Consider the following 24206-nt stretch of genomic DNA (forward strand, 5'->3'; position numbering starts at 1 on the left):
CCGCCCTGCATGGCTTGCACGGCCCAGGCCAGCAAGGCCGCTTGCGGCAGCCACAGCAAGGCGGCGCCCCCTTGCACCAGGCTGGCAACACGGGGAAGGAGAAAGCGGGGCAAGGACAATGGCGTGGTATGCATCTGTATACTTTTTGAGTTTTCAGAGATTTCTGTAAATTCGATATTTTTTATAATACTGCGAAACATGACATATATCAATTGACCCCGCCAGTATGCCGTGAAAAAATTCAAATACTTATGAAAACTCAACACATCCAAATGACGCCGCTGATCCTGACCTTCGTCAGCCACTTTGGCGAGATGGGCAGCCGCTGGGGCTTCAACCGCACGGTGGGACAGGTCTACGCCCTGTTGTTTGTTGCCGAGCACCCGCTGCATGCGGACGAAATCGCGGAGCACCTGAGTTTTTCGCGCTCGAACGTGAGCATCGGCCTGAAGGAATTGCAAGGCTGGGGCCTGATCCGCCAGTCGCGCATTCCCGGCGACCGGCGCGAGTATTTTTCCTCGCTGGGCGATGTGTGGCAAATCTTCCGCGTGGTGGCCGCCGAGCGCCGCCGCCGCGAAGTGGCGCCCACGCTGACTGTGCTGCGCGAATCACTGCTGGCGCCGGCCACGGAACCGGTGGATCAATACGCGCAGGAACGCATGCGTGAAATGTATGAACTGGTCGACCTGGCCAATACCTGGTTCGACGACTTGCAGCGCCTGTCGCCCGAATCGATGGCGCAGCTGATGAAGATGGGCGCCAAGGTGCAGAAACTGCTCAATGCCAAGGACCGCCTGTTTGGCGTCAGCAACAACCCCGACTAAGCTTCCCTTCCTTCCGCTGCCCTGCGTGCGCGGCCGGCATACACCGTCCAGCACGCCGCTACCGCCCCGCCATACACCGCGCCATAGCAGGCTGTGCATAGCCGCGCTCGATATTATCAATATTACCAATAGTATTATTTAAATTGTATTAGTTTACATCAAGAGTAAGCTTGCATATGCGTACTCACGCACAGGCAGCCGGGCGACGGGATGACCTCCTCGACAGGAAGGAGCGCGCCCTGGGACGGTGAAGGACTGCACTATAAAAAGGGGATTTTCATGAAAAGCATAACAAGCATTGCCACACGGGCATCCATGCTGGCCGCCGTGACGCTCATGGCTGGCGCGGCGCAGGCCGCCACATGGGTGGACGTGGGACCGGCCAGCGGTTTCATCATCGACGGCAGCGCCGTGACCTATACCCCGTCACCGGCGCTGATGGTGAAATACTATGACGGCAATCTCACGCCGCAAAGCCCCACCGACATCCAGGGCTATATCAATGGTGTCTTCGGCACCAGCCTGGGCGCGGCCGTCTCCTACTGCGACAGCGCCACCTCGGGCTGCACGGCAGGCAGCTCGGCGGCGGCAGGCGGCGGCGTCAATTCCTTCACCAGCGCGGCCGCCTACGATTACCTGGCCATCCACTTCGGCCAGGGCGAGCTGGTCTTCCACTGGGCCGCGCCGCTGGCCGCCGGCAGCACCTTCACGGTGGCGGGCCTGCCCAAGGGATTGAGCAATTACCGCGCCTATGTTTCCGCGATTCCCGAACCGGAAACCTATGCCATGCTGCTCGCCGGCCTCGGCGTGCTGGGCTGGATGGCGCGCCGCCGCCAGGCAAAGTAAGCATCATCGGTACGGCACCGGCGCGCCTGCGCCGGTGCCGCCGTCCGCCTACGCCCGCGCATTTTTACGCCCCGTTTGCGGCACGCCAGCGACTCTTTACACCGCGTTTCGGCCATGCTCGCTATGCTCGATGGCATCATCCATCTCGCCAGGGAGCCAGTATGCACGAACCACCATACCCGCCACGCGCACGCGGCGGGCCGCGCCAGCATTTGCCCGTCCGCGAACGGCTGCGCCTGGCGCGCCTGGCCAGCAAGAAAATGCTGTCGCTGGGCTCCGCGCTGCTGTGCGCGCTGCCGCTGCTGTATCTGCTCAGTGAGGTATTGTTTGCGCAGCCGTGAACCGGTGCGCAGAGAAAGGGCCAGCATGAAACTGGTCCGCCCAGAGGGAATCGAACCCCCATTCACGGTTTAGAAGACCGTTGTCCTATCCGTTGAACGATGGGCGGAAAGGTGCAGTATTTTAATCCATGCGCGCCCGCAATGAAATGCTGGCGCGGAATAGAAAACGGGCTGTCATTTCTGACAGCCCGCTGATGACTTTGGTCGGAGTACAAGGATTCGAACCTTGGACCCCCTGGTCCCAAACCAGGTGCGCTACCGGGCTGCGCCACACTCCGAAGACAAGATAATAACGCCCCCACCCAATTTCGTCAATTGCCATAGACGAATTAGATGGAAATAACTATCGGCGCTTGCCTTTACGCAGCCACTTTATCGGCAATGCGGCGCGCCATCGACTCGGCCTTGTCCTTGTCCTTGGCTTCCACCATCACGCGGATCAGCGGTTCCGTGCCGGAAGCACGGATCAGTACGCGGCCAGTGTCGCCCAGTTCCGCTTCAACCTGCTCCTTCTCGGCCACCATGGCGGCATTTTTCTGCCAGTCGAAACCGGGCGCCACGCGCAGGTTGATCAGGGTTTGCGGGAACAGTACCAGTTCAGACAGGCACTGCTCCAGGCTCTGGCCGCTGCGCTTGAGCGCGGACAAGACCTGCAGCGAGGAAACGATGCCGTCGCCCGTCGTGTGCTTGTCCAGGCACAGCAAATGGCCGGAACCTTCGCCGCCCAATGTCCAGCCCTTTTCCTTCATGACTTCCAGCACGTAGCGGTCGCCTACCTTGGCGCGGGCAAAGCCGATGCCCTGCTGCTTGAACAGCACTTCCAGCGCCATATTGGTCATCAACGTTCCGACGGCGCCCGCCACGGGGCCAGTCGCCAGGCGATCCTTGACCATGACGTACAGCAATTCGTCGCCGTTATACAGACGGCCATTGGCGTCGCACATGATCAGGCGGTCCGCATCGCCGTCGAGGGCGATGCCGAGATCGGCGCCATGCTCGACGACGGCGGCGGCCATGGCGGCCGTTGCCGTGGCGCCAAAGCCTGCGTTGATGTTGAAGCCGTCCGGCTTGTTGCCGATGGCGATGACTTCCGCACCCAGTTCATGGAACACGTGGGGCGCGATATGGTAGGCGGCGCCATGCGCGCAATCGACGACGATCTTCAGGCCACGCAGGTCCAGCTCGTTCGGGAAGGTGCTTTTGCAAAATTCGATGTAGCGGCCCTGCGCATCGTCGAGGCGCTTGGCGCGGCCCAGCTTTTCCGAAGGCACGCACGCCATCGGCGCGTCGAGCGCCGCTTCGATCTCCAGTTCCACGCTGTCGGGCAATTTCGTGCCCTGGCCGGAAAAGAACTTGATGCCATTGTCCTGATAGGGATTGTGCGAGGCGGAAATGACCACGCCCGCCGACAGGCGCAGCGTGCGCGTCAGGTAGGCGATGGCCGGGGTCGGCATGGGGCCGGCCAGCATCACGTCCACGCCGGCGGCCGACAGGCCCGCCTCCAGCGCCGCTTCCAGCATGTAGCCGGAAATACGCGTGTCCTTGCCGATCAGCACCGTCGGGCGCACCTTGCTGCCCTGCGACTTGGCCAGCACCGTGCCGGCCGCGTAGCCGAGGCGCATCACAAAATCGGGCGTGATCGGCGCCACGCCCACCAGGCCACGGATGCCATCGGTACCAAAATATTTACGCGTCATAGTGTTCTCTTTTTGTTGTTTATATTAAATATTACAATCTCAATGCGCCATGCGCCAGACCTTCAGCGCATCGACGGTTTCAGCCACATCATGCACACGAACAATTTCCGCGCCTTGCGCTACCGCAGCAAGGGCGCCGCCGATGCTGCCGGCCAGGCGCTGCTCGACGGGACGGCCCGTCACGGCGCCGACCATTGACTTGCGCGACAGGCCTGCCAGCACAGGCAGGCCCAGCTCGCTGCGCAGCTGGCGCGTGGCGCGCAGCAAGGCGTAATTCTGCTCCACCGTCTTGCCGAAACCAAAGCCGGGGTCGATGCACAGGCGTTCGCGCTCGATGCCCGCCGCCGTCATGGTATCAACCCGTTCGCGCAGGAAATCGATGACTTCGCGCACCACGTCCTCGTACTGGGGCCGGTCCTGCATGGTTTCCGGCACGCTTTGCATGTGCATGATGCACAGCGCGCAATCGCTGCCCTGCACCGCATCGATGGCGCCCGGGGCGCGGAAACCATTGATATCGTTGATCATGTCGGCACCGGCCAGGATGGCTTCGCGCATCACTTCCGGCTTGTAGGTATCGACGGACAGGGGCTTGCCGCAGTCGCGCAGGGCGTACAGCACCGGCATGACGCGCGCAAGCTCGTCCTGCAGGGGCAGCGGCGGCGCGCCGGGCCGGCTCGATTCGCCGCCGATATCGATGATGTCGGCGCCATCAAGCATCATCTGCTCGGCGCGCGACAGGGCAAATTCCAGGTGCTGATACTGGCCTGCATCGGAAAACGAGTCCGGCGTGATGTTCAGGATACCCATCACCAGCGCCTGCGTGCCCTGCAGGTTGAAGCCGAAGCGGCCGAATTGCAAATAGTGTCGCATGTAAATCTTTTTAGTCGTCAGGAAAAAACTGGCGCGCCAACGAAAAAGGGCAAGGATCGCTCCTTACCCTTTCTACCGCACGCCACCAGTCAGGGGGCGGCCACTATCAGGCTGGCGCCGTCACGTTCGGCGAAATGCCGCCCGTGCCGTTGTCGCCCGCATTGCGGCGTGGCGGAATGACTTTCGGGGGACGCGGCTCCAGGCCGGCCATGATGTCATTGATTTGCTCGGCATCAATGGTTTCCCATTCCAGCAAGGCTTTCGTCATCATTTCGACCTTGTCGCGATTGCTTTCCAGCAGCTTGCGCGCCAGGGCATATTGCTTGTCGAGAATGTTGCGGATTTCAGCATCGACCTTTTGCTGGGTCGCTTCCGAGATCGTCTTCGTGGCGCCACCGAAGAAACCTTCATTTTCGCTGTCTTCGTACACCATCACGCCCATGCTGTCGGACATGCCGAAGCGGGTCACCATGGAACGGGCCAGCTTGGTGGCACGCGAGAAGTCGTTCGACGCGCCGGTGGACATTTGTCCCACGAAAATCTCTTCGGCGATACGGCCGCCGAACAGGATGGAAATTTCTTCCAGCATCTTGTCCTTGTAGGCGGACAAGTTGTCGTGTTCCGGCAGCTGCCACGTCAGGCCCAGGGCCCAGCCGCGCGGCATGATCGTCACTTTATGCACGGGATCAGCCTTCGGCAGCAGCTTGGCAACGACGGCGTGACCGGACTCATGGTAAGCCGTATTGCGGCGCTCTTCCTCGCGGATGATCATCGATTTACGCTCCGGGCCCATGTAAATCTTGTCTTTCGCGTCTTCGAAGTCGATCATTTCCACCAGGCGCTTGCTGCGGCGCGCGGCGAACAGGGCAGCTTCGTTGACCAGGTTGGCCAGGTCCGCACCCGAGAAACCAGGGGTGCCGCGGGCCAGGATATCGGCTTTCACGTCGGTACCGATAGGTACTTTGCGCATGTGCACGTTCAAGATCTGCTCGCGGCCGCGGATGTCGGGCAAGCCGACGGAAACCTGGCGGTCGAAACGGCCCGGACGCAGCAGCGCCTTGTCGAGCACGTCGGCGCGGTTGGTGGCGGCCACGACGATCACGCCGGAGTTCGCTTCAAAACCATCCATCTCGACCAGCAACTGGTTCAAGGTCTGTTCGCGCTCGTCATTGCCGCCGCCCATGCCGGCACCGCGGTGGCGGCCGACAGCGTCGATCTCATCGATGAAGATGATGCATGGCGAATGCTTTTTCGCGTTTTCAAACATGTCGCGCACGCGGGAGGCACCCACGCCGACGAACATTTCCACGAAGTCGGAACCGGAAATCGAGAAGAACGGCACCTTGGCTTCGCCGGCGATGGCGCGCGCCAGCAGGGTTTTACCCGTGCCAGGAGGACCGACCATCAGCACGCCGCGGGGAATGCGGCCGCCCAGTTTCTGGAATTTGCTTGGATCCTTGAGGAAGTCGACCACTTCGTTGACTTCTTCTTTCGCTTCGTCGCAACCGGCGACATCGGCGAAGGTGACGGTGTTGCTGGCTTCATCCATCATGCGCGCCTTCGACTTGCCGAACGAGAATGCCCCGCCCTTGCCGCCGCCTTGCATCTGGCGCATGAAGAAGACCCAGACGCCGATCAACAGCAGCATGGGGAACCAGGAAACAAAAATTTGTTGCAGGAACGACGCTTCCTCAGGCGGACGTACATCAAAATGTACGCCATTGTCGCGCAAGTCGCCGATCAGACCCTTGTCGAGGCTGGTGGCGGTGGTACGCACCTTGGTGTCGTCCATCAGCTTGGCGGTGATCGACGAACCTTCGATCACGACATCCTTGACGCGCTTGGCTTTGACTTCATCCAGCAAATCGGAATAAGCGATGGCCTTGCTGCCGCCTGTGGCGCCATGACTGTCGAATTGCTTGAACAGCATGAACAACAGCAGCAATACGACTACCCAGATGGCAGATTTGGAAAACATGTTATTCACGAAGACTCCTTGGATGCAGTGCGCATCTCTTTACCTATAGCTAGAAACACGATTTTACTCGCAATAAGCGGGCCGTGCCAAAGCCCGCCGATCCGTGCGCGCGAAAAAATCGCGTTCACGCAAAAAAAATGCAGTATAAACAATTTAGGCTTTTATGCCATCGCCGCCACTGCACTTCTCGTTCCCATGTGCGGATTACGCCTTAAATATCAAGAGCGGAATCATCGTCTTCCACGGCATTTTTGATCGGATTCTTGATTCCACGTCCCATCAGGAAGATTTCCGAGGATTTGTCGCGGCTGGCCTTGGGCTTCTTCTGCACCACGACCTTGAATTCGGCGCGGAATTTCTCCACGATCTGACTGAAACCCATGTCTTTAAAACATTTCACCAGCAGCACGCCGGACGGTTTCAAATGCAGTTGCGAAAATTCGATGGCCAGGTCGATCAAGTGTTCCATGCGCGCCGCGTCCGCCGTGGCGATGCCCGACAGGTTGGGCGCCATGTCCGACAGGACCAGATCCACTTTACGCCCTTGCAACACCACTTCCAGCTGGCGCAGCACGCGCGCTTCGCGGAAGTCGCCCTGGATGAAGTGGAAATCGGCGATCGGCTCCATTTCCAGCATGTCCAGGCCAATCAGGGTACCATTGACCCCGCCGCCGTCCTTGCCGGCCAGCTTGCGCCGTGTGTACTGGGCCCAGCTGCCAGGAGTGCAGCCCAGGTCGACGATCACCTGGCCAGGTTTGATCAGTTTCTCGTCTTCATCGATTTCTTTCAGCTTGTATGCTGCCCGGGCGCGGTAGCCCTCTTTTTGCGCCAACTTCACATAAGGATCATTTATGTGGTCGTGCAACCAGTTTTTGTTTAATTTCTTCTTTGCCATTCGCGTAGAATACTGCTTTTAAGGGAATTACTAAATATTATTATGCTAAAACTTACACCCGTAGAGCGCAGCGCACTGCGCGCCGAAGCACACGCGCTGAAGCCTATCGTCATCATTGGCGAAGCGGGCTTGACACCTGCTGTCCTCAAAGAGATCGATCTGGGCCTGGATTCGCACGGCCTGATTAAAGTCCGCGTGTTCGGTGACGACCGCGAAGCCCGCGTTGGAATGTACGATACGATTTGCGGCAATCTCGGCGCCGCCCCGGTACAACATATTGGCAAACTGCTGGTAATCTACCGTCCGAAAAAAGAAGTGGTTAAGGAGAAGGTCAGCGCCGGCAAAGGCATGCGCGAAGTGACCATCGTCAAGGCCAGCGCCAGCGGCACCAAGCGCCCGAGCGTGACGAAAGTCATGATCAAGGGCAATGAGCGCGTTACCGAAGGCGGTTCCATCAAGCGTGCCAAGCCACGTCAGAAGAGCGCCAAGAAAAGCGCACTGGGCAGCAAGTAAGCCTGTCGTTCAACAGCCGCAAGGCTGTTGAAACAAGAAGCGGAGCACGGGATCTTCCCTGCTCCGCTTTTTTATTACCATGACGGCATTTGTCGGATTACGCGGCGCCAGGGCGCCACTAATCCGACCTACGGCTTTTTTATTACCATAACCCCGACAGCAAAGGCCGGGGTCAGACCCGACGGGCCTGACCCCGGATTTTTTTGCTTCGCGGGTCAAAAAATTACTGCTGTTTCCAGATCAGCACGCCTGCCAGCAAACTCTGCACGGCGAAGATCACGGTCGACACGCCATGCAGCATGCCGAAACGGCTGCGCATGGCTTCGTCCATGATGCCAGATGAACCCTGCGCTTGCGCCTTGAGTTCGGCCATCAGCGGCGAAATGCCGAAATGGCTGAGCAGCGCACACACCAGCATCGACAGCACCAACGCACCCAAAAGGCGCCGGCGCTTCGGTTCCAGCGCGCCCGGCGCCCATTGCAGCAGGGCCAGCAGTATCAGCGCGCAAGCGATGGACAGCCACGCTTCGGCACGGAACATGCTGCCGGCGATATTGCCTGCCAGCACGCGGTCGCTGAGGGTCCCGAACAGGGTGGGCGCGACGATGAAGCCGATGGTCCACAGGCTGCCCGCCCACAGGGTGGCAACGAGGATGCGCAGGCGGCCCAGCATCAGATGTACAGCACTTCCAGGATTTCGTATTCGCGCGGGCCGGACGGCGCCTGCACTTCCACCACGTCGCCGGCGTACTTGCCGATCAGCGCGCGGGCGATCGGGGACGTGACGGACACCTTGTTCATTTTCAGGTCCGCTTCATCGAGGCCGACGATCTGGTACGTGACTTTCTGGCCCGATTCCAGGTCTTCCAGGTTCACGGTCGAGGCAAACACCACGCGGCCTTCCGCGTCCAGCGCGGTCGGGTCGATGATCTGTGCCGCACCCAGCTTGCCTTCGAGTTCGGCGATGCGGCCTTCGACGAACGCCTGGCGCTCCTTGGCGGCGTCATATTCGGCGTTTTCCGACAGGTCGCCATGCGAACGCGCTTCGGCGATCGCATCGATGACGATGCGGCGTTCCTTGGTCTTCAAATGATGCAGCTCTTCCTTCAGGAGTTCTGCGCCGTATTTGGTCAATGGGACTGAGGTCATGTTATCTCTACTATCTGCTAGTTATCGGCGCCGTTGCAGCGTGTTGCCACGTTTAACGGCCTTACCAAGTGAAAACCACAGAGGCCGCGCGCTGCTCTGCACGGAACTCTGTGGTTGATAAGCATGCAGTGTACCGCCTAACGGCGGTCACTGCAAATGACACGCGGACTATGCTTGCTGCAGGGTCTTGTGCAGGCCTTGCAGATCGTACACACGCAGCTCATCGAGGTGACGGATGCCCTCGACGGCTGCTTCCGCGCCGGCGATGGTGGTGTAGGTCGTCACGCGCGACGCCAGGGCCGACGTGCGGATGGCCCGCGAATCGACGATGGCGCTGCGTTTTTCTTCCACGGTGTTGATCACCAGCACGATTTCATGGTTCTTGATCATGTCGACCACGTGCGGACGGCCTTCGATCACCTTGTTCACAGGCGTGACGGCGATGCCGGCGGCAGCGATCACGGCGGCCGTGCCCTTGGTGGCAACCACGGTGAAACCGGACTCGACCAGGTCACGCGCCACTTGCACGGCGCGCGGCTTGTCCGACGCTTTCACGCTGATGAAGACCTTGCCCGATTTTGGCAGGTTCACGCCAGCGCCCAGTTGCGATTTCACAAACGCTTCGCCGAAGGTCAGGCCAACGCCCATGACTTCGCCCGTCGATTTCATTTCAGGGCCGAGGATGGTGTCCACGCCCGGGAACTTGACGAACGGGAACACGGCTTCCTTGACGCTGAAATACGGCGGCACGACTTCCTGCGTGATGCCTTGCGACGCCAGCGACTGGCCGACCATGCAGCGCGCGGCAATCTTCGCCAGCTGCAGACCCGTGGCTTTCGAGACGAAAGGCACGGTGCGCGACGCGCGCGGGTTGACTTCCAGCACGAAGACGACGTCTTTCATTTCGCCATCGATCTCTTGCTTCTGGATCGCGAACTGCACGTTCATCAGGCCGACCACGTTCAAGCCCTTGGCCATCAGCGCCGTCTGGCGTTTCAGTTCTTCAATGGTTTCTTGCGACAGCGAGTATGGTGGCAAGGAGCAAGCCGAGTCGCCCGAGTGGACGCCAGCCTGTTCGATGTGTTCCATCACGCCGCCGATGAACGTCGTTTCGCCGTCGGAGATGCAATCGACGTCGCACTCGATGGCGTCGTTCAGGAAGCGGTCCAGCAGCACTGGCGAATCGTGCGAAACCTTGACGGCTTCGCGCATGTAGCGCTCGAGGTCGCGCTGCTCGTGGACGATTTCCATGGCGCGGCCGCCCAGCACGTACGATGGACGCACGACCAGCGGGTAGCCGATTTCCTGCGCCAGCGCCAGGGCGTCGGCTTCCGTGCGCGCGGTGCGGTTAGGCGGCTGGCGCAGTTCCAGCGTGTGCAGCATCTGCTGGAAGCGCTCGCGGTCTTCGGCCGCATCGATCATGTCGGGCGAGGTGCCGATGATCGGCACGCCATTCGCTTCCAGGTCCAGCGCCAGCTTCAAAGGCGTCTGGCCGCCGTACTGCACGATCACGCCCACCGGTTTTTCGATGGCGACGATTTCCAGCACGTCTTCCAGGGTCAGCGATTCGAAGTACAGGCGGTCGGACGTGTCATAGTCGGTCGACACGGTTTCCGGGTTGCAGTTGACCATGATGGTTTCGTAGCCGTCTTCGCGCATGGCGAGGGCAGCGTGGACGCAGCAATAGTCAAATTCGATACCCTGGCCGATACGGTTCGGGCCACCGCCCAGCACCATGATCTTTTTCTTGTCGGTCGGATTCGATTCGCACTCTTCGTCGTACGTGGAATACATGTACGCCGTGTCGGTCGAAAATTCCGCCGCGCAGGTGTCGACGCGCTTGTAGACGGGACGGATATTCAGTTCATGCCGCTTGGCGCGGATGGCAGAGTCCGATGTCTGCAGCAGGAAGCCCAGGCGGCGGTCCGAGAAGCCCTTCTGTTTCAACTTGTACAGGGTGTTCTTGTCCAGGTTTTCCAGCTTCTGCGTATCGAGCCACAGTTCCAGGTCGACGATTTCCTTGATCTGGATCAGGAACCATGGGTCGATCTTGGTCAGCTGGTGCACTTCTTCCAGGGTGAAACCCTGGGCAAACGCGTCGCCCACGTACCAGATGCGCTCAGGACCAGGCTCACCCAGTTCTTCTTCGATCTTTTCGCGGTCCTTGGTCTTTTCGTTCATGCCGTCCACGCCCACTTCCAGGCCGCGCAGGGCTTTCTGGAACGATTCCTGGAAGGTACGGCCAATCGCCATCACTTCGCCGACGGATTTCATCTGCGTCGTCAGGTGGTGGTCGGCGGTGGGGAATTTCTCGAACGTGAAACGCGGGATCTTGGTGACGACGTAATCGATCGAAGGCTCGAACGATGCCGGCGTGGCGCCGCCCGTGATTTCATTGCGCAGCTCGTCCAGCGTGAAACCGACGGCCAGCTTGGCGGCAATCTTGGCGATCGGGAAGCCCGTCGCTTTCGATGCCAGGGCCGACGAACGCGACACGCGCGGATTCATCTCGATGACGATCATGCGGCCATCGACAGGGTTGATCGAGAATTGCACGTTCGAGCCACCGGTGTCGACGCCGATCTCGCGCAGCACTGCCAGCGAGGCATTGCGCATGATCTGGTATTCCTTGTCCGTCAGGGTTTGCGCAGGCGCCACCGTGATGGAATCGCCCGTGTGCACGCCCATCGGGTCAAGGTTTTCGATCGAGCAGATGATGATGCAGTTGTCCGCCTTGTCGCGCACCACTTCCATCTCGTACTCTTTCCAGCCCAGCAACGACTCTTCGATCAGCAGCTCTTTCGTCGGCGATGCTTCCAGGCCGCGCTTGCAGATGGTTTCGAATTCTTCTTCGTTGTAGGCGATGCCGCCGCCGGAACCGCCCATGGTGAACGATGGACGGATGATGGTCGGGAAGCCCAGGGTGCGCTGCACGGCCCACGATTCTTCCATCGAGTGCGCCACGCCGGAACGTGCCGAACCGAGGCCGATCTTGGTCATCGCGTCCTTGAACTTGGAACGGTCTTCCGCCTTGTCGATGGCTTCCGGCGAGGCGCCGATCAGCTCGACGTTGTATTTCGCCAGCACGCCATTGTTGAACAGGTCCAGCGCGCAGTTCAGCGCCGTCTGGCCGCCCATCGTCGGCAGGATCGCGTCAGGACGCTCCTTGGCGATGATGCGCTCGACCACAGACCAGGTGATCGGTTCGATGTAGGTGACGTCGGCCATTTCCGGGTCGGTCATGATGGTCGCAGGGTTGCTGTTGACCAGGATGACTTTGTAGCCCTCTTCGCGCAGGGCCTTGCACGCTTGCGCGCCGGAATAATCGAATTCGCAGGCCTGGCCGATCACGATCGGGCCAGCGCCAATAATCAGAATACTTTTGATATCTAAACGTTTAGGCATTTTTCTTTTTCTCCTCCGCAGCCATCAAGTTGATGAAGCGGTCAAACAGGTAAGCAACATCCATCGGGCCCGGCGACGCTTCAGGGTGGCCCTGGAAGCAGAAGGCCGGCTTGTCCGTGCGGGCAAAGCCCTGCAGGGAACCGTCGAACAGCGATTCATGGGTCACGCGGCAGTTCGCGGGCAGAGTTGCCGCGTCAACGGCGAAACCGTGGTTTTGCGAGGTAATCAGGACCTGTTTCGTTTCCAGGTCTTGCACCGGGTGGTTGGCGCCGTGGTGGCCGAACTTCATCTTCAAGGTTTTCGCGCCGGAAGCGATGGCCATGATCTGGTGACCCAGGCAGATGCCGAAGGTTGGAATGCCCTTCTCGATCAGCTCTTTCGTCGCGGCAATCGCGTAGTCGCATGGTTCCGGATCGCCGGGACCGTTCGACAGGAAGATGCCGTCCGGGTTCAACGCCAGGGCGTCGGCAGCCGTCGCTTGCGCCGGCAGCACGGTGACTTTGCAGCCGCGCGCCGTCAGCATGCGCAGGATGTTGCGCTTGACGCCGTAGTCGAAGGCGACCACGTGGTATTTCGCATCGGCATCGGCCAGCTGGCCGTAGCCTGCACCCAGGGTCCATTCCGTTTCGCGGTATTCGTAGGCGTCCTTGCTTGACACTACCTTGGCCAGGTCCATGCCGGCCAGGCCGGGGAAGGAGCGGGCCAGTTCCAGCGCTTGCGCGGCGGATGGCTCGTTGCCTTGCGTGCCCACCAGGATGGCGCCGCCCTGCGCACCTTTTTCACGCAGGATGCGCGTGAGCTTGCGTGTATCGATGCCGGCGATGGCGACGATATTTTCAGCTTTCAGGTAGTCGGACAGGGAGAGGGTGGAACGGAAATTGGATGCCAGCAATGGCAGATCGCGGATGATGAGGCCAGCGGCGTGAACCTTGGAAGATTCGACGTCTTCCGGATTGACGCCTGTATTGCCGATATGGGGATAGGTCAGGGTGACCATCTGGCGGCAATAGCTTGGGTCGGTAAGGATTTCCTGATACCCGGTCATCGAGGTGTTGAAAACAACCTCACCCGTGGTATGACCGGCGGCACCGATCGAAAAACCTTTAAAGATCGTTCCATCAGCAAGCGCTAATATGGCTGGAACGGCAGGGCCAGAAAAAAATGGCGGCAAGGGCAACTCCTGATAAAGTTACCGTAGCTGCGCCACGTCAGACCGACCGCCTAGCTACCCGAGCCAGATGCACTCAGGGTGTTTCAACGGTCATTTTGAATGAGGGGATGGGTAGTCGCTACGGTATATGTGTGATTGGCTAAACCTTTGAATTATAACCAAAAGGAAGCTTTTCCACAAGGAAGAAAATACAGAAGCCCCGGCATTTTTTTGCGCAGCAGCATAAAACCTGCGCCCCATGAAAAAAGCCGCCCGGCTTGCGCGGGGCGGCTGGTTCTGCAACTGCGGCTGCTACTTAGGCCGTCAGAGCGGCAATGCCCGCTTTCGCGATTTGCGCATCTTCGGCGGACTTCACGCCCGAGACGCCGACGGCGCCCACGTAGTGGCCATCGAACACGATGGGTACGCCGCCTTCCAGCAAGCCGTCGATTTCCGGCGCGCTCAGGAACGACACGCGGCCGCCATTGATCATCTCTTCATAGATGCGTGATTCGCGGCGGCCCAGCGCGGCCGTCTTGGCCTTCGATGGGGCGATGTGCGACGAGATCGGCGCCACGCCATCCATGCGCTGCAGCCACAGCAAGTGGCCGCCGTCGTCGACGATGGCGATCGTGACCGCCCAGTTATTCTTGACCGCTTCCGCTTCGGCGGCGGCAGCGATTTTCTTCACGTCATCCAGGGTCAAAATCGGTTTCGATTGCATGGGGCATCCTTGTTATGTTGAAACAAAATTGTATACGAAATGCGCAAGGCAACCAGCCCTTACTGCTCGCGCTTGGCTTTCAGCTTTTGCTTGAGCTGCGCCATGACGGCAAAGGTCGCCTGCTCGCCCGCCAGGATGGCCTGGTTGCGGCTGTTGAAATCATTGCCTTTCATGGTACCCAGGCTGGGCTGGATCACCACGTCCGCATCCTTCAATTCAAACTGGTTGATGCGCTGGCCCATGATGGCGAACGTCTGCATCAGCACTTCCATCGAGCTGATGGCTTTTTGCGTATCCGTCTGCGACGAGATATTCACGGCGATGATGAAATCTGCACCCATGTCGCGCGCGAAGCGCACGGGCACGGGCGCGACGAGGCCGCCATCGACATAGGTATGGCCGGAAATCGTCACGGGCTGGAACACGCCAGGCACGGCCGACGAGGCGCGCACGGCCATGCCGGTATTACCGCGCTGAAAGAGGATCGGCTGCCCGTTCTTCAGATCGGTTGCCACCACGCCAAACGGGATCTTGAGTTTTTCCAGCGGCACGCCGCCGACAGCCTTGTTGACATAGCTTTGCAGCGCTTCGCCCTTCAGCACGCCGGACGACTTGCCGAACAGGGGCAAGGCCCAGTCCGAAATGGCCGCTTCGTCCATGTCGAAGGCCATCTTTTGCAGGGCGAAGCCATTGTTGCCCGCCGCATACAGGGCGCCCACCACGCTGCCGGCGCTGGTGCCGGTAACGATGTCGGCCTGTATGCCCTGCGATTCGAGCGCCTTGATCACGCCGATGTGCGCGAAACCGCGCGCCGCGCCGCCGCCCAGCGCCAGGCCGATCTTGATCTTGCGCGGCGTGACGGCCATGGGTTCGGGTGGCGTCAATACTTGTACGGGTTTCGGGGCGGTAGTATCGCAACCGGCCAGCACGAAGGCGGCCAGGGCAAGCAGGGTCAGGCGTTTAGGGAACATGGTGGAGAGGGGAAACCGCGCGCGGCAGTGGCAATAAAGGAGAGCCGATTGTAGCGCAAGCGGGACCGCCGGCACTGAAGCCTGTCTTAAATGTTTACAATTGACAAGTTTCAAACGCGTGGGCGGCTAGCCTGCCAGCAGACTGCTGCTAGACTGGCGCCTGGACTTTTCCATCACTCCTTATGACCAAAGAATATCAATTTACCGGCAGCCGGGCCTTGAGCGGCATGCGGGACAAGCCGCAAGACCTGCTCAAGGGCATCGTGTGACTCGGCCCGGCCTTGTGACCATCGACTTGCGCGATATCCACTCGCCGCGCCAGTTGCATGCGGCCCTGGCGGCCGCGCTGGTCTTCCCTTCCTTTTATGGCATGAACTGGGATGCGTTCTGGGATGCCGTCACGGGCCTGGTGGAGATGCCGCAACAGCTGAAACTGCTGGGCTGGCAGGCTTTCGCCGCGCGCCTGCCGCACGACGCCGCCGTGCTGCGGCGCATCCTGACGCGCATGGCAGAGGAAATGCCGAACGAGGCGCCACACGTGCGTTACGTGTAAAACGGAAACGCTTGACAGCCGCGCCCGACTTCCCGTACATTAAGCGCATGTCCTCCTTCAAACATCCATCCCCTTCCCTGCTGTCGCTATCGCGACTACTGCTAGCACGCGCATAAGTTTGCCGCATTGCTTCGCCTGGCCACACGCCGGCGTGTTTCAAAAACCCTGGAAGGTTTGATGATGTTTGCACCATCCCCATTCGTACACGTAGTTCCCCCTGCGACCGCCCCCGCTGGCATCGTCGCTGCACCACACCTGCTATCGCTACCGATCGCTTGCCTGGCCTAGTGTTGCGTGGCCGCCCGGCAAGCTTGCGCCACAACCATTGATTTCCCCCTATCTTCAGGAGTACCCGATCATGATGTTGCAGAACCCAGCTTCCAAATACCGCGCCTTTCCTCCCGTCAAATTGACCGACCGTCAATGGCCGAACCAGATCATCAGCAAACCGCCTATCTGGATGAGCACCGACTTGCGTGACGGCAACCAGTCGCTTATCGAGCCGATGAGCGCGGAAAAGAAGCTGCGGTTCTTCGAGATGCTGATCGCCATCGGCCTGAAGGAAATCGAAGTGGGTTTCCCATCGGCATCGCAGACGGACTTCGATTTCGTGCGCAAGCTCGTCGATGAAGGCCGCATCCCGGACGACGTCACCATCATCGTGCTGACCCAGTCGCGCGAAGAACTGATACGCCGCACGGTGGAATCCGTCGTCGGCGCCAAGCGCGCCATCATCCACCTGTACAACTCCGTGGCGCCCGTGTTCCGCAAGGTCGTGTTCGGCATGTCGCGCGAGGAAATCACGCAGATCGCCACCAGCGGCACCACCCTCGTGAAACAACTGGTGGCGCAGCATCCGCAAACGGAATGGGGCTTTGAATACACGCCGGAATCGTTCTCCACCACGGAACTCGATTTCTCCAAGCACATCTGCGACGCCGTCAGCGCCATCTGGAAGCCGACCCCGGCCAACAAGATGATCATCAACCTGCCATCGACCGTCGAGTGCAGCACGCCCAACGTGTATGCGGACCAGATCGAATGGATGTCGCGCAAGCTGGCGCGCCGCGATTCCATCATCATCAGCGTGCACCCGCATAACGACCGCGGCACGGCCGTCGCCTCGGCCGAACTGGCCGTCATGGCGGGCGCCGACCGCGTGGAAGGCTGTTTGTTCGGCAATGGCGAGCGCACCGGCAACGTCGATTTGGTGACGTTGGCGATGAACCTGTACACGCAAGGCGTGCATCCGGGCCTGGATTTTTCCGACATCGACAGCGTGCGCAAGTGCGTGGAAGAATGCAACCAGCTGCCCGTCCACCCGCGCCATCCGTATGCGGGCGACCTGGTGTTTACCGCGTTTTCCGGCTCGCACCAGGATGCGATCAAGAAGGGTTTCGCCAAGCAGCAGCCGGACAGCATCTGGGAAGTGCCGTACTTGCCGATCGACCCGGCCGACCTGGGCCGCAGCTACGACGCCGTGATCCGCGTCAACAGCCAGTCCGGCAAGGGCGGCATGGCTTACCTGCTGGAACAGGAATACGGCCTGGTCTTGCCGCGCCGCCTGCAGATCGAATTCTCGCGCGCCGTGCAAGCCGTGGCCGACGCCACGGGCCGCGAAATCGCCGCGCAGGATATCCACGATATCTTCCAGAAGGAATACCTGGAGCAGACGGCGCCGTACGCCTACGCTTCGCACCGCATGGTGGAGGACACGAGCAGCGATGAATCCGTGCAAATCGACATCAGCCTGTCGCACCGCCAGTCGCCGCTGGCCCTGCAAGGCGGCGGCAATGGTCCCATCGACGCCTTCGTCAATGCGCTGGGCCTGGACATCAAGCTGATGGACTACCATGAACACTCGATCGGCTCCGGCGCCAACGCGCAGGCCGCCTGCTATGTCGAATTGCGCCTCGATAACGGTCCGACCCTGTTCGGCGCCGCCATCGACAGCAACATCGTCACCGCCTCGTTCAAGGCCGTGCTGTCGGCCGTGAACCGCCGCATCAAGCAAACGGAAGCGGAAAAAACAACAGCGGCAGAGGTCGTCGCCAGCGACGCCTGAATACGCGCCAGCCCCTCCTCATAGGGAAAAAAAGCGGTACGGCTTGATCGCCGTGCCGCTTTTTCATTTCTCTTGGGCAATTAGTAGTGCAAATCAGGTATGCCCGACCGTATAATCATTTCATAACAAGACCAGCGGAGACAGATCGAGACAGATCATTAGCTACCGAGGGAATAAAAATGAAATTGACGGATATGAAGATAGGCGTGCGCCTGGGCGCGGGTTTTGGCGTGGTGCTGCTGTTGATGGCAGTGCTGGTAGGCACGGGCCTTTTCCGGCTGGACAAGATCGGCGCGCTCAGCGAAGCCATCATCGAGAAAGACTGGGCCAAGGCCGACGCCATCGCCACCATCCGCAGCACCACGCGTTCGAACGCGGCACTGGTGCTGGAGCTGTTCATCCATGAAGATCCGGCCCGCGCCAACGCCATCCACGGCGAAATCGACGCCAACAAGGCTACCATCACCGATGCGCTGGCCATCCTCGACCACCTGATCGTGCTGCCTGAAGGCAAGGAACTGCTGGCCACCCTGAAGCAGCAGCGCAAGGCCTATGTCGTCTCGTTCAGCCAGGCGGACAAGCTACTGGTGGCGGGACAGCGCGCGGAAGCGGCCAAGCACGTGCGCGACGATACCCTGCCGGCCCTGAATCAATTGCAAAAAACGGTGAACCGCCTGAATGACATCCAGCGCGGCGTTGTCGTGCATGGCGGCCAGCAAATCCAGCAGAATATTTCCGCAGCCAATGTGCTGATGGCCAGCCTGGGCACGGCCGCCCTGCTGCTGGGCGTGCTCTTTGCCTGGCGGGTGACGCGCTCGATCACCACGCCGATCGCCTATGCCCTGCGCGTGGCGCAAGCCGTGGCCGCAGGCGACCTGAGCAGCAAAATCGCCGCCGACGGCAAGGATGAGGCTGGCCAGCTGCTGCAGGCGCTGCGCGACATGAACAATAACCTGGCCACCCTGGTGGGCCAAGTGCGCGGCGGCACAAGCACCATCGCCGTGGCCTCGAGCCAGATCGCCAGCGGCAATGCCGACCTGTCGGCCCGCACGGAAGCGCAGGCCAGCGCGCTGGAAGAAACGGCCTCGTCGATGATCGAACTGACGGGCACCGTGCGCAGCAACAGCGACAACGCGCGCCAGGCCGACACGCTGGCCCGCTCGGCGTCGGAAATCGCCCAGCGCGGCGGCTCGGCCATGGCGGAAGTGGTCGGCACCATGGATGCCATCAACGCCTCGTCGCGCAAGATCGTCGACATCATCGCCGTCATCGACGGCATCGCCTTCCAGACGAATATCCTGGCGCTGAACGCGGCCGTGGAAGCTGCACGCGCCGGCGAACAGGGACGCGGCTTTGCGGTCGTGGCCTCGGAAGTGCGCAATCTGGCGCAAAGGTCGGCGGCGGCCGCCAAGGAAATCAAGGAACTGATCGCCGACTCCGTCAGCAGGGTCGGGCAGGGCGCGCAGCTGGTCAGCCAGGCGGGCGCCACGATGGATGAAGTGGTGGCCAGCGTGGGCAGGGTCAGCGATATCGTCGGCGAAATCAGCGTTGCCAACCACGAGCAGAGCGAAGGCATCGAGCAGATCAATGCCGCCATCATGCAGATGGACCAGACGACGCAGCAAAATGCGGCCCTCGTCGAGGAAGCGGCGGCGGCGGCGGCGGCCATGCATGAACAGGCGGGCGAACTGGAAACCCTGGTCAGCCAGTTCAAGCTGGAGCGGCCTGAGCCTGGCAGCGCCAAGGCGCCAGCCCGCCCTGCACCTTCCGCTGTCCCGCGCTTGGGCTAACTGGCTATTCCACCTGGCGCGCCAGGCGGATGCCGGAAAATTGCCAGCGCGCCCCGGCCGGGAAGAAATTGCGGTAGCTGGCGCGCGCGTGGCCAGCCGGCGTGGCGCAGGACGAGCCGCGCAGCACATACTGGTTCAGCATGAACTTGCCGTTGTATTCGCCGAGCGCGCCGGGCGCCGTGCGGTAACCGGGATACGGCGCATAGCTGCTGCTGGTCCATTGCCAGCAGTGGCCGAACATTTGCCGCAAGCCCTTTCCCGCCACAGCGGACGCAGCGGCGGCCGGATGCAGCCGCCCCACTTCCATCTCAACGCCTTGCGCCGCCACTTCCCACTCCGCTTCCGTCGGCAGACGCGCGCCGGCCCAGTGCGCATACGCATCGGCCTCGAACAGCGACAGATGCGTGGCCGGCGCGGCCGCGTCGAGCGGGCGCAAGCCATATAAAGTGAACTCCTGCCAGCGGCCGGCGTCATCGCGCTGCCAGTACAGTGGGCACTGCAAGCTCTGGCTGCGCACCCAGTCCCAGCCTTCGGCCAGCCATAGATGCGCCGTGCGGTAGCCGCCCGCCTCGATAAAGGCGAGAAATTCGCCATTCGTCACCAGCGCGCTGGCCAGCTGGAACGGCGCCACGTATTGCGGATGGCGCGGCAATTCATTGTCGAAGCAAAAGCCGTCGCCCGCATGGCCGATCTGCGCCAGGCCGCCGTCGAAGGCGATCCAGGCCGGCGCCGGCGCTGGCTGTGGCGCTGTTGCCGGCACCGCGCTGTCCAGATAGGCGGGAAACAAGGCACTCTGCGCCAGCAGGTGCTTGACGTCCGTCAACAGCAATTCCTGGTGCTGCTGCTCGTGTTCGAGGCCCAGCGCCAGCAGCATGGTCAGCCGTTCGCGCTCCTCGCGCGCCAGCTCGCCCGCCAGCAGGCGGCCGATGCGCGCATCGACATTCGCCCGGTAGGCGCGCACGACATCCATGCCGGGCCGCGTCAGCAAGCCCCGCTGGGCGCGCGGATGCTTGTCGCCCACGCCGTTGTAATACGAGTTGAACAGCACGCGGAAGGCCGGATGAAACGGCGCGAAGGCCGTTTCCATACTTTCCAGGATGAAGGTTTCAAAAAACCAGGTGGTATGCGCCAGATGCCATTTCACGGGGCTGGCGTCCGGCATCGACTGCGCGCCGCAATCCTCGTCGGACAACGGTTCGGCCAGCAGCAGCGAATGCCGGCGCACCTTGTGGTAGTGATCGATCAGCATGGTGGTCTTTTTCAGTTTTCTGTTGGCATCTTGAACGGGTGACAAAAGCGTAGCGAGCGGCAGTGATTTGTGGCCACGAAGCGCAACGCCACTTTGCTACGGGGCGCCGGGCCGGCAAGCCCCGCAGGCCGCAAAGCGCGACGCGCAGCAGGTTTGGCCTGGCGTTGTCAGTCGCGGATGACGCGGGCGTAAATCACGGCGAACCACTGCTGCGGGTCCGTCCACACTTGTGCGGCGGAAAACCCCGCCTGTTCCAGCAAGCCGACAAAACCGGCACGCGTGTATTTGTAGCTGTCTTCCGTGTGGATGCGTTCGCCTTTCGCAAAGCGCCGCTGGCCACCCTGCCAGCGCACGAGCTGCTCGCTGCGCGCTTCCAGGTGCATCTCGACCCGGCTTTCATCGGCATTGAAAAAGCCGTGGTGGCGCCAGGCGCGCACGTCGAAATCGGCGCCGATCAGGCCATTCACGTGGCGCAGCATGTTCAGGTTGAAGGCAGCCGTGACGCCCAGCGCGTCGTCATAGGCGGCGTCGAGGATGGCATCGTCCTTGATCAGGTCGACGCCGATCAGCAAGCCGCCGTCGTCGCCGGCATTCGCCCGCAGGCGGCGCAAAAAGGCGATGGCTTGCTCGGGCGCAAAATTGCCAATCGACGAACCTGGATAAAAGAACAGGCGCCGCGCATCGCGCACGCTGGCCGGCAAGTCGAGGCGGCTGGAAAAATCCAGGCCCAGGCCCGTCATCTCGATGTGCGGAAAGCGCTGCTGCAGGCGGCCCAGCGATTCACTGAGGAAATCGTAGGAAATATCCACGGCCACGTATTGCGCCGGATGCAGCAGCGGGAACAGGCTGGCGGCCTTGGCGCAATTGCCCGCGCCCAGGTCAATCAGGGTGCTGCCCGGCCCCACCGCGTGCGCGATGTCGGCGCCGTGGCGGGCGAAGATGGCCGCCTCCGTGCGCGTCGGGTAATACTCGGGCAGGGCGCAGATGGCCTCGAACAGCTTGGAGCCGAGGGTATCGTACAGATACTTGGGCGAGGTGCTGGCGGCGCGCGCCAGCAGGCCGCTGCTGATCTCGGCAAGCGTGGCTGGCGTGGCGCTGGCCGCCTGGCTGGCGGGACGGAAATCGGACGTATTCTGGGCAAGTGGCATGGTCATGGGCTGGCGTCGTCTCTCAAGGTTCATGATGGGCTTGCTCGGCTTGCACCTGCCAGCTTGTTCCTGGCCGCCGCTCGCGCCGCAGACCCCGCTGCGGCCCGCGAGGGGCGCCTTTGCCGATGCTTGCCGATGACTTTTTCCCATCATAGCGGAATCCTGCCAGGCCAGCCGTGCGGCAGGTAACTTAAGGTCAACCCCGGCAGAAAAAGGGGCCGCACGCTTAAAAGTGGTATTGCCAAGCAAAAAGGATAAGCCTGTCGTATACTACACATTGCCGGCCAAACAATCCGCGCGCCATTGTCGTCCCCAGGCCCCCCTCTCCCCCGCGTGCCTCCCTTTACGATAGTCGTTTATACCATGCTCGAATTGCGCCATCTGTCGAAGTCCTATGCCAATGCCCGGCCAGTCCTGGCGAACCTTTCCTGCCGTTTTCAGGCGGGAGAATTCATCGCCATCATGGGCGACTCGGGCGTCGGCAAGTCGACCTTGCTGAACCTGATCGCCGGCCTCGATACGCCCGATGCGGGTGCCGAAGCGCACCCTATCCTGGTGGACGGCATTGCCATGTCCAGCCTCGATGACGCCGCCGCGACCCGGCTGCGTCGCGCCCGCATGGGCTTTATTTTCCAGGCCTTCCACGTCTTGCCGCACCTGACCCTGCTGCAAAACGTGGCCTTGCCGCTGCTGCTCAACGGCCTGCCCCAGGAGCGTGCCGCCAGCATGCTCGAGGCGGTCGGCCTGGGCGGGCGCGGCGGCGACTTTCCGCAGCAACTGTCGGGTGGCGAAATGCAGCGCGTGGCGATTGCCCGCGCCCTCGTGCACAAGCCGGCGCTGGTGCTGGCCGATGAGCCTACCGGCAATCTCGACCCCGACACGGCACACAGCATCCTGCAATTGCTGCGCGCCGAAATCAAGGCCAACGGCAGTTGCGCGATCATGGTCACGCATTCGCTGGCCGCCGCCGAAATGGCGGACAGGACCATGATTCTGACGAAAAGCGGATTACAAAATACAACAATCGTCAACCGAATTGATCAAACAATCAGTTAATTTAACTGACCATGTATCACAAGTTTTGTTATCGTAGTATTATTGAAAACACTTGCCTGGTTATCAATGTTTTAACGCGAATGTTGTACTACGTCACCCGGACAGCCGTACTGCGATGACGAACTATAGCCAGGGCCGCTCAATTGGCCCTGTCCCTTGCATAACCTGAAGGAGGAGTAAATGAACGTTCGGCAAAAGAAGCTGGAAATGATTGAAGCGATGAACCGGGCGCGTGCGCTCGAACCATCGAGTTTTGTGCCCAACAAGCTGCTCGATACCCTGATCGAGAAGATGAATCTGAAAAATGATGCGGAACTGTGCCGTGTGCTGGAAGTACAGCCCCCCATCATCAGCAAGATTCGGCACGGCAAACTGTCGGTCGGTGCAACGATTTTATTGCGCATGCATGAAAAATCGGACATCACCATCCGCGAACTGAAGGAACTGTCCGCTACACCGGTACATTGAAACACCACGCTGTTGTCTTGCCTTGCCAGGCACTCAGGTTCCCGGCGCCATGAACTTTTGCCATGAAATTCGCGTAGTTCGCTCACCGCAGAGCCCCCGAGCACGATAGCGAAGAAACCCAGCCCAAACCTTGCTGCCTGTTTCTGCCCCGCTTCCATTCACCACCCGCCACCGCGCCTTTCCCTTCCCTGCCTTCCCCTGCCTCGCCTTTCCCTGCCCTGCCTTTCCCTGCCTCGCCTTCCCCTGCCTCGCCCTTCCCCGCCTCATCCTTGCACCGCCCGCCCGCTCGCTAGACGCCAGCATTCCGCCTCCACTTGATCTGACGCAACACGCCTTGCCGCTTCCCGTATCAAGGTCAGCTTTTACGCCACTCTCCCGACCGCATGCCCAGTGTTCCCCTTGCGCCGGCCGCGCCACCCGTGCTGCGCCTGGCATTCACGCGCGACCCGCTCGCCAGCGCCGGCGACTGTCCCGTCACGCCCGGCTGGCATGGCGATACCCACGTGCTGTC

At 61.0% G+C, this 24206-nt stretch carries 21 protein-coding genes and 2 tRNA genes; 9 read left to right on the top strand and 14 right to left on the bottom strand.

The features are described 5' to 3' along the window. Positions 1-272 precede the first annotated feature (272 nt). The 3 genes from JaAD80_RS16080 (at position 273) to JaAD80_RS16090 (ending at position 2011) form a co-directional block, all read left to right on the top strand. Positions 273-824 carry a GbsR/MarR family transcriptional regulator gene (locus JaAD80_RS16080; protein ID WP_180979444.1) on the top strand — a complete coding sequence of 184 codons (552 nt, stop codon included), beginning with the start codon at positions 273-275 and terminating at the stop codon, positions 822-824. Between the two features lie 279 nt (positions 825-1103). After that, positions 1104-1670 carry a PEP-CTERM sorting domain-containing protein gene (locus tag JaAD80_RS31525; protein WP_258003024.1) on the top strand — a complete coding sequence of 189 codons (567 nt, stop codon included), beginning with the start codon at positions 1104-1106 and terminating at the stop codon, positions 1668-1670. A 161-nt stretch (positions 1671-1831) separates the two neighbouring features. Beyond that, positions 1832-2011 (top strand): hypothetical protein, encoded by a 180-nt coding sequence (locus JaAD80_RS16090; RefSeq protein WP_102295449.1) that lies wholly within the window; start codon positions 1832-1834, stop codon positions 2009-2011. A gap of 32 nt (positions 2012-2043) precedes the next feature. Here the strand turns inward: JaAD80_RS16090 and JaAD80_RS16095 are convergent. From JaAD80_RS16095 to JaAD80_RS16120, 6 genes are all read right to left on the bottom strand, one after another. Continuing rightward, positions 2044-2118 (bottom strand) — tRNA-Arg (locus JaAD80_RS16095). 94 nt (positions 2119-2212) lie between these two features. Then, positions 2213-2289 (bottom strand) — tRNA-Pro (locus tag JaAD80_RS16100). A gap of 81 nt (positions 2290-2370) precedes the next feature. Next, positions 2371-3708, bottom strand: a complete 1338-nt coding sequence (gene glmM, locus JaAD80_RS16105) for a phosphoglucosamine mutase (RefSeq protein ID WP_102295450.1) — start codon at positions 3706-3708, stop codon at positions 2371-2373. Between the two features lie 39 nt (positions 3709-3747). Then, complete coding sequence (gene folP, locus JaAD80_RS16110) at positions 3748-4581, bottom strand: dihydropteroate synthase (RefSeq protein WP_102295452.1); 834 nt, start codon at positions 4579-4581, stop codon at positions 3748-3750. Positions 4582-4687: 106 nt separating this feature from the next. Further along, entirely contained in the window at positions 4688-6568 is a 1881-nt protein-coding gene (gene ftsH / locus JaAD80_RS16115; protein WP_102295453.1) for an ATP-dependent zinc metalloprotease FtsH, read from the bottom strand. A 202-nt stretch (positions 6569-6770) separates the two neighbouring features. After that, positions 6771-7454, bottom strand: coding sequence for an RlmE family RNA methyltransferase (locus tag JaAD80_RS16120; RefSeq protein ID WP_102295454.1), 684 nt, complete (start codon positions 7452-7454; stop codon positions 6771-6773). Positions 7455-7496: 42 nt separating this feature from the next. Between JaAD80_RS16120 and JaAD80_RS16125 the strand changes: the two genes are divergently transcribed. Next, positions 7497-7967 (top strand): YhbY family RNA-binding protein, encoded by a 471-nt coding sequence (locus tag JaAD80_RS16125; RefSeq protein WP_010397237.1) that lies wholly within the window; start codon positions 7497-7499, stop codon positions 7965-7967. A gap of 223 nt (positions 7968-8190) precedes the next feature. Here JaAD80_RS16125 and JaAD80_RS16130 read toward each other — a convergent pair whose 3' ends face one another. The 6 genes from JaAD80_RS16130 to JaAD80_RS16155 form a co-directional block, all read right to left on the bottom strand. Then, positions 8191-8640 (bottom strand): DUF4149 domain-containing protein, encoded by a 450-nt coding sequence (locus JaAD80_RS16130; RefSeq protein WP_180979445.1) that lies wholly within the window; start codon positions 8638-8640, stop codon positions 8191-8193. Next, entirely contained in the window at positions 8640-9116 is a 477-nt protein-coding gene (greA, locus tag JaAD80_RS16135) for a transcription elongation factor GreA (protein ID WP_034757428.1), read from the bottom strand. Before greA ends, JaAD80_RS16130 begins: the two co-directional genes overlap by 1 nt. Positions 9117-9284: 168 nt before the next feature. Then, positions 9285-12521 (bottom strand): carbamoyl-phosphate synthase large subunit, encoded by a 3237-nt coding sequence (gene carB / locus JaAD80_RS16140; protein WP_102295458.1) that lies wholly within the window; start codon positions 12519-12521, stop codon positions 9285-9287. Continuing rightward, positions 12514-13692: a glutamine-hydrolyzing carbamoyl-phosphate synthase small subunit gene (gene carA / locus JaAD80_RS16145; RefSeq protein WP_034757422.1), complete on the bottom strand. Its 1179-nt coding sequence runs from the start codon at positions 13690-13692 to the stop codon at positions 12514-12516. The genes carB and carA overlap by 8 nt, the downstream gene beginning before the upstream one ends. Before the next feature lie 295 nt (positions 13693-13987). Continuing rightward, a complete protein-coding gene (locus JaAD80_RS16150) occupies positions 13988-14395 on the bottom strand; it encodes a heme-binding protein (protein WP_034786036.1) in 408 nt (135 codons plus the stop codon). A 59-nt stretch (positions 14396-14454) separates the two neighbouring features. Continuing rightward, complete coding sequence (locus JaAD80_RS16155) at positions 14455-15366, bottom strand: patatin-like phospholipase family protein (protein ID WP_102295460.1); 912 nt, start codon at positions 15364-15366, stop codon at positions 14455-14457. A 283-nt stretch (positions 15367-15649) separates the two neighbouring features. Between JaAD80_RS16155 and JaAD80_RS16160 the strand changes: the two genes are divergently transcribed. The 3 genes from JaAD80_RS16160 (at position 15650) to JaAD80_RS16170 (ending at position 19774) form a co-directional block, all read left to right on the top strand. Next, positions 15650-15919: a barstar family protein gene (locus JaAD80_RS16160; protein WP_258003025.1), complete on the top strand. Its 270-nt coding sequence runs from the start codon at positions 15650-15652 to the stop codon at positions 15917-15919. A gap of 358 nt (positions 15920-16277) precedes the next feature. Continuing rightward, entirely contained in the window at positions 16278-17984 is a 1707-nt protein-coding gene (gene leuA, locus JaAD80_RS16165; protein ID WP_102295463.1) for a 2-isopropylmalate synthase, read from the top strand. Positions 17985-18163: 179 nt separating this feature from the next. Continuing rightward, positions 18164-19774, top strand: coding sequence for a methyl-accepting chemotaxis protein (locus JaAD80_RS16170; protein ID WP_180979446.1), 1611 nt, complete (start codon positions 18164-18166; stop codon positions 19772-19774). Positions 19775-19778: 4 nt separating this feature from the next. On the opposite strand, the gene egtB is transcribed toward JaAD80_RS16170, so the two are convergent. Further along, positions 19779-21023: an ergothioneine biosynthesis protein EgtB gene (gene egtB, locus JaAD80_RS16175; protein WP_102295467.1), complete on the bottom strand. Its 1245-nt coding sequence runs from the start codon at positions 21021-21023 to the stop codon at positions 19779-19781. A gap of 167 nt (positions 21024-21190) precedes the next feature. Next, positions 21191-22177 carry an L-histidine N(alpha)-methyltransferase gene (gene egtD, locus JaAD80_RS16180; RefSeq protein ID WP_102295469.1) on the bottom strand — a complete coding sequence of 329 codons (987 nt, stop codon included), beginning with the start codon at positions 22175-22177 and terminating at the stop codon, positions 21191-21193. Between the two features lie 357 nt (positions 22178-22534). Here egtD and JaAD80_RS16185 point away from each other — a divergent pair, with 357 nt between their 5' ends. Next, positions 22535-23227 (top strand): ABC transporter ATP-binding protein, encoded by a 693-nt coding sequence (locus tag JaAD80_RS16185; protein WP_102295470.1) that lies wholly within the window; start codon positions 22535-22537, stop codon positions 23225-23227. A 180-nt stretch (positions 23228-23407) separates the two neighbouring features. After that, on the top strand, positions 23408-23695 hold the full coding sequence (locus JaAD80_RS16190) for a hypothetical protein (protein WP_034786045.1): 288 nt from the start codon (positions 23408-23410) through the stop codon (positions 23693-23695). Positions 23696-24206: the final 511 nt, after the last annotated feature.

This window comes from Janthinobacterium sp. AD80, from assembly GCF_002878455.1.
GTDB lineage: Bacteria > Pseudomonadota > Gammaproteobacteria > Burkholderiales > Burkholderiaceae_D > Janthinobacterium.

Excerpts from the sequence above, each read along its gene's own strand:
- JaAD80_RS16080 (WP_180979444.1), top strand. The coding sequence starts at position 273 with ATGACGCCGCTGATCCTGACCTTCGTCAGCCACTTTGGCGAGATGGGC.
- JaAD80_RS31525 (WP_258003024.1), top strand. The coding sequence starts at position 1,104 with ATGAAAAGCATAACAAGCATTGCCACACGGGCATCCATGCTGGCCGCC.
- JaAD80_RS16090 (WP_102295449.1), top strand. The coding sequence starts at position 1,832 with ATGCACGAACCACCATACCCGCCACGCGCACGCGGCGGGCCGCGCCAG.
- glmM (WP_102295450.1), bottom strand. The coding sequence starts at position 3,708 with ATGACGCGTAAATATTTTGGTACCGATGGCATCCGTGGCCTGGTGGGC.
- folP (WP_102295452.1), bottom strand. The coding sequence starts at position 4,581 with ATGCGACACTATTTGCAATTCGGCCGCTTCGGCTTCAACCTGCAGGGC.
- JaAD80_RS16120 (WP_102295454.1), bottom strand. The coding sequence starts at position 7,454 with ATGGCAAAGAAGAAATTAAACAAAAACTGGTTGCACGACCACATAAAT.
- JaAD80_RS16125 (WP_010397237.1), top strand. The coding sequence starts at position 7,497 with ATGCTAAAACTTACACCCGTAGAGCGCAGCGCACTGCGCGCCGAAGCA.
- JaAD80_RS16130 (WP_180979445.1), bottom strand. The coding sequence starts at position 8,640 with ATGCTGGGCCGCCTGCGCATCCTCGTTGCCACCCTGTGGGCGGGCAGC.
- greA (WP_034757428.1), bottom strand. The coding sequence starts at position 9,116 with ATGACCTCAGTCCCATTGACCAAATACGGCGCAGAACTCCTGAAGGAA.
- carB (WP_102295458.1), bottom strand. The coding sequence starts at position 12,521 with ATGCCTAAACGTTTAGATATCAAAAGTATTCTGATTATTGGCGCTGGC.
- JaAD80_RS16150 (WP_034786036.1), bottom strand. The coding sequence starts at position 14,395 with ATGCAATCGAAACCGATTTTGACCCTGGATGACGTGAAGAAAATCGCT.
- JaAD80_RS16155 (WP_102295460.1), bottom strand. The coding sequence starts at position 15,366 with ATGTTCCCTAAACGCCTGACCCTGCTTGCCCTGGCCGCCTTCGTGCTG.
- leuA (WP_102295463.1), top strand. The coding sequence starts at position 16,278 with ATGATGTTGCAGAACCCAGCTTCCAAATACCGCGCCTTTCCTCCCGTC.
- JaAD80_RS16170 (WP_180979446.1), top strand. The coding sequence starts at position 18,164 with ATGAAATTGACGGATATGAAGATAGGCGTGCGCCTGGGCGCGGGTTTT.
- egtB (WP_102295467.1), bottom strand. The coding sequence starts at position 21,023 with ATGCTGATCGATCACTACCACAAGGTGCGCCGGCATTCGCTGCTGCTG.
- egtD (WP_102295469.1), bottom strand. The coding sequence starts at position 22,177 with ATGACCATGCCACTTGCCCAGAATACGTCCGATTTCCGTCCCGCCAGC.
- JaAD80_RS16185 (WP_102295470.1), top strand. The coding sequence starts at position 22,535 with ATGCTCGAATTGCGCCATCTGTCGAAGTCCTATGCCAATGCCCGGCCA.
- JaAD80_RS16190 (WP_034786045.1), top strand. The coding sequence starts at position 23,408 with ATGAACGTTCGGCAAAAGAAGCTGGAAATGATTGAAGCGATGAACCGG.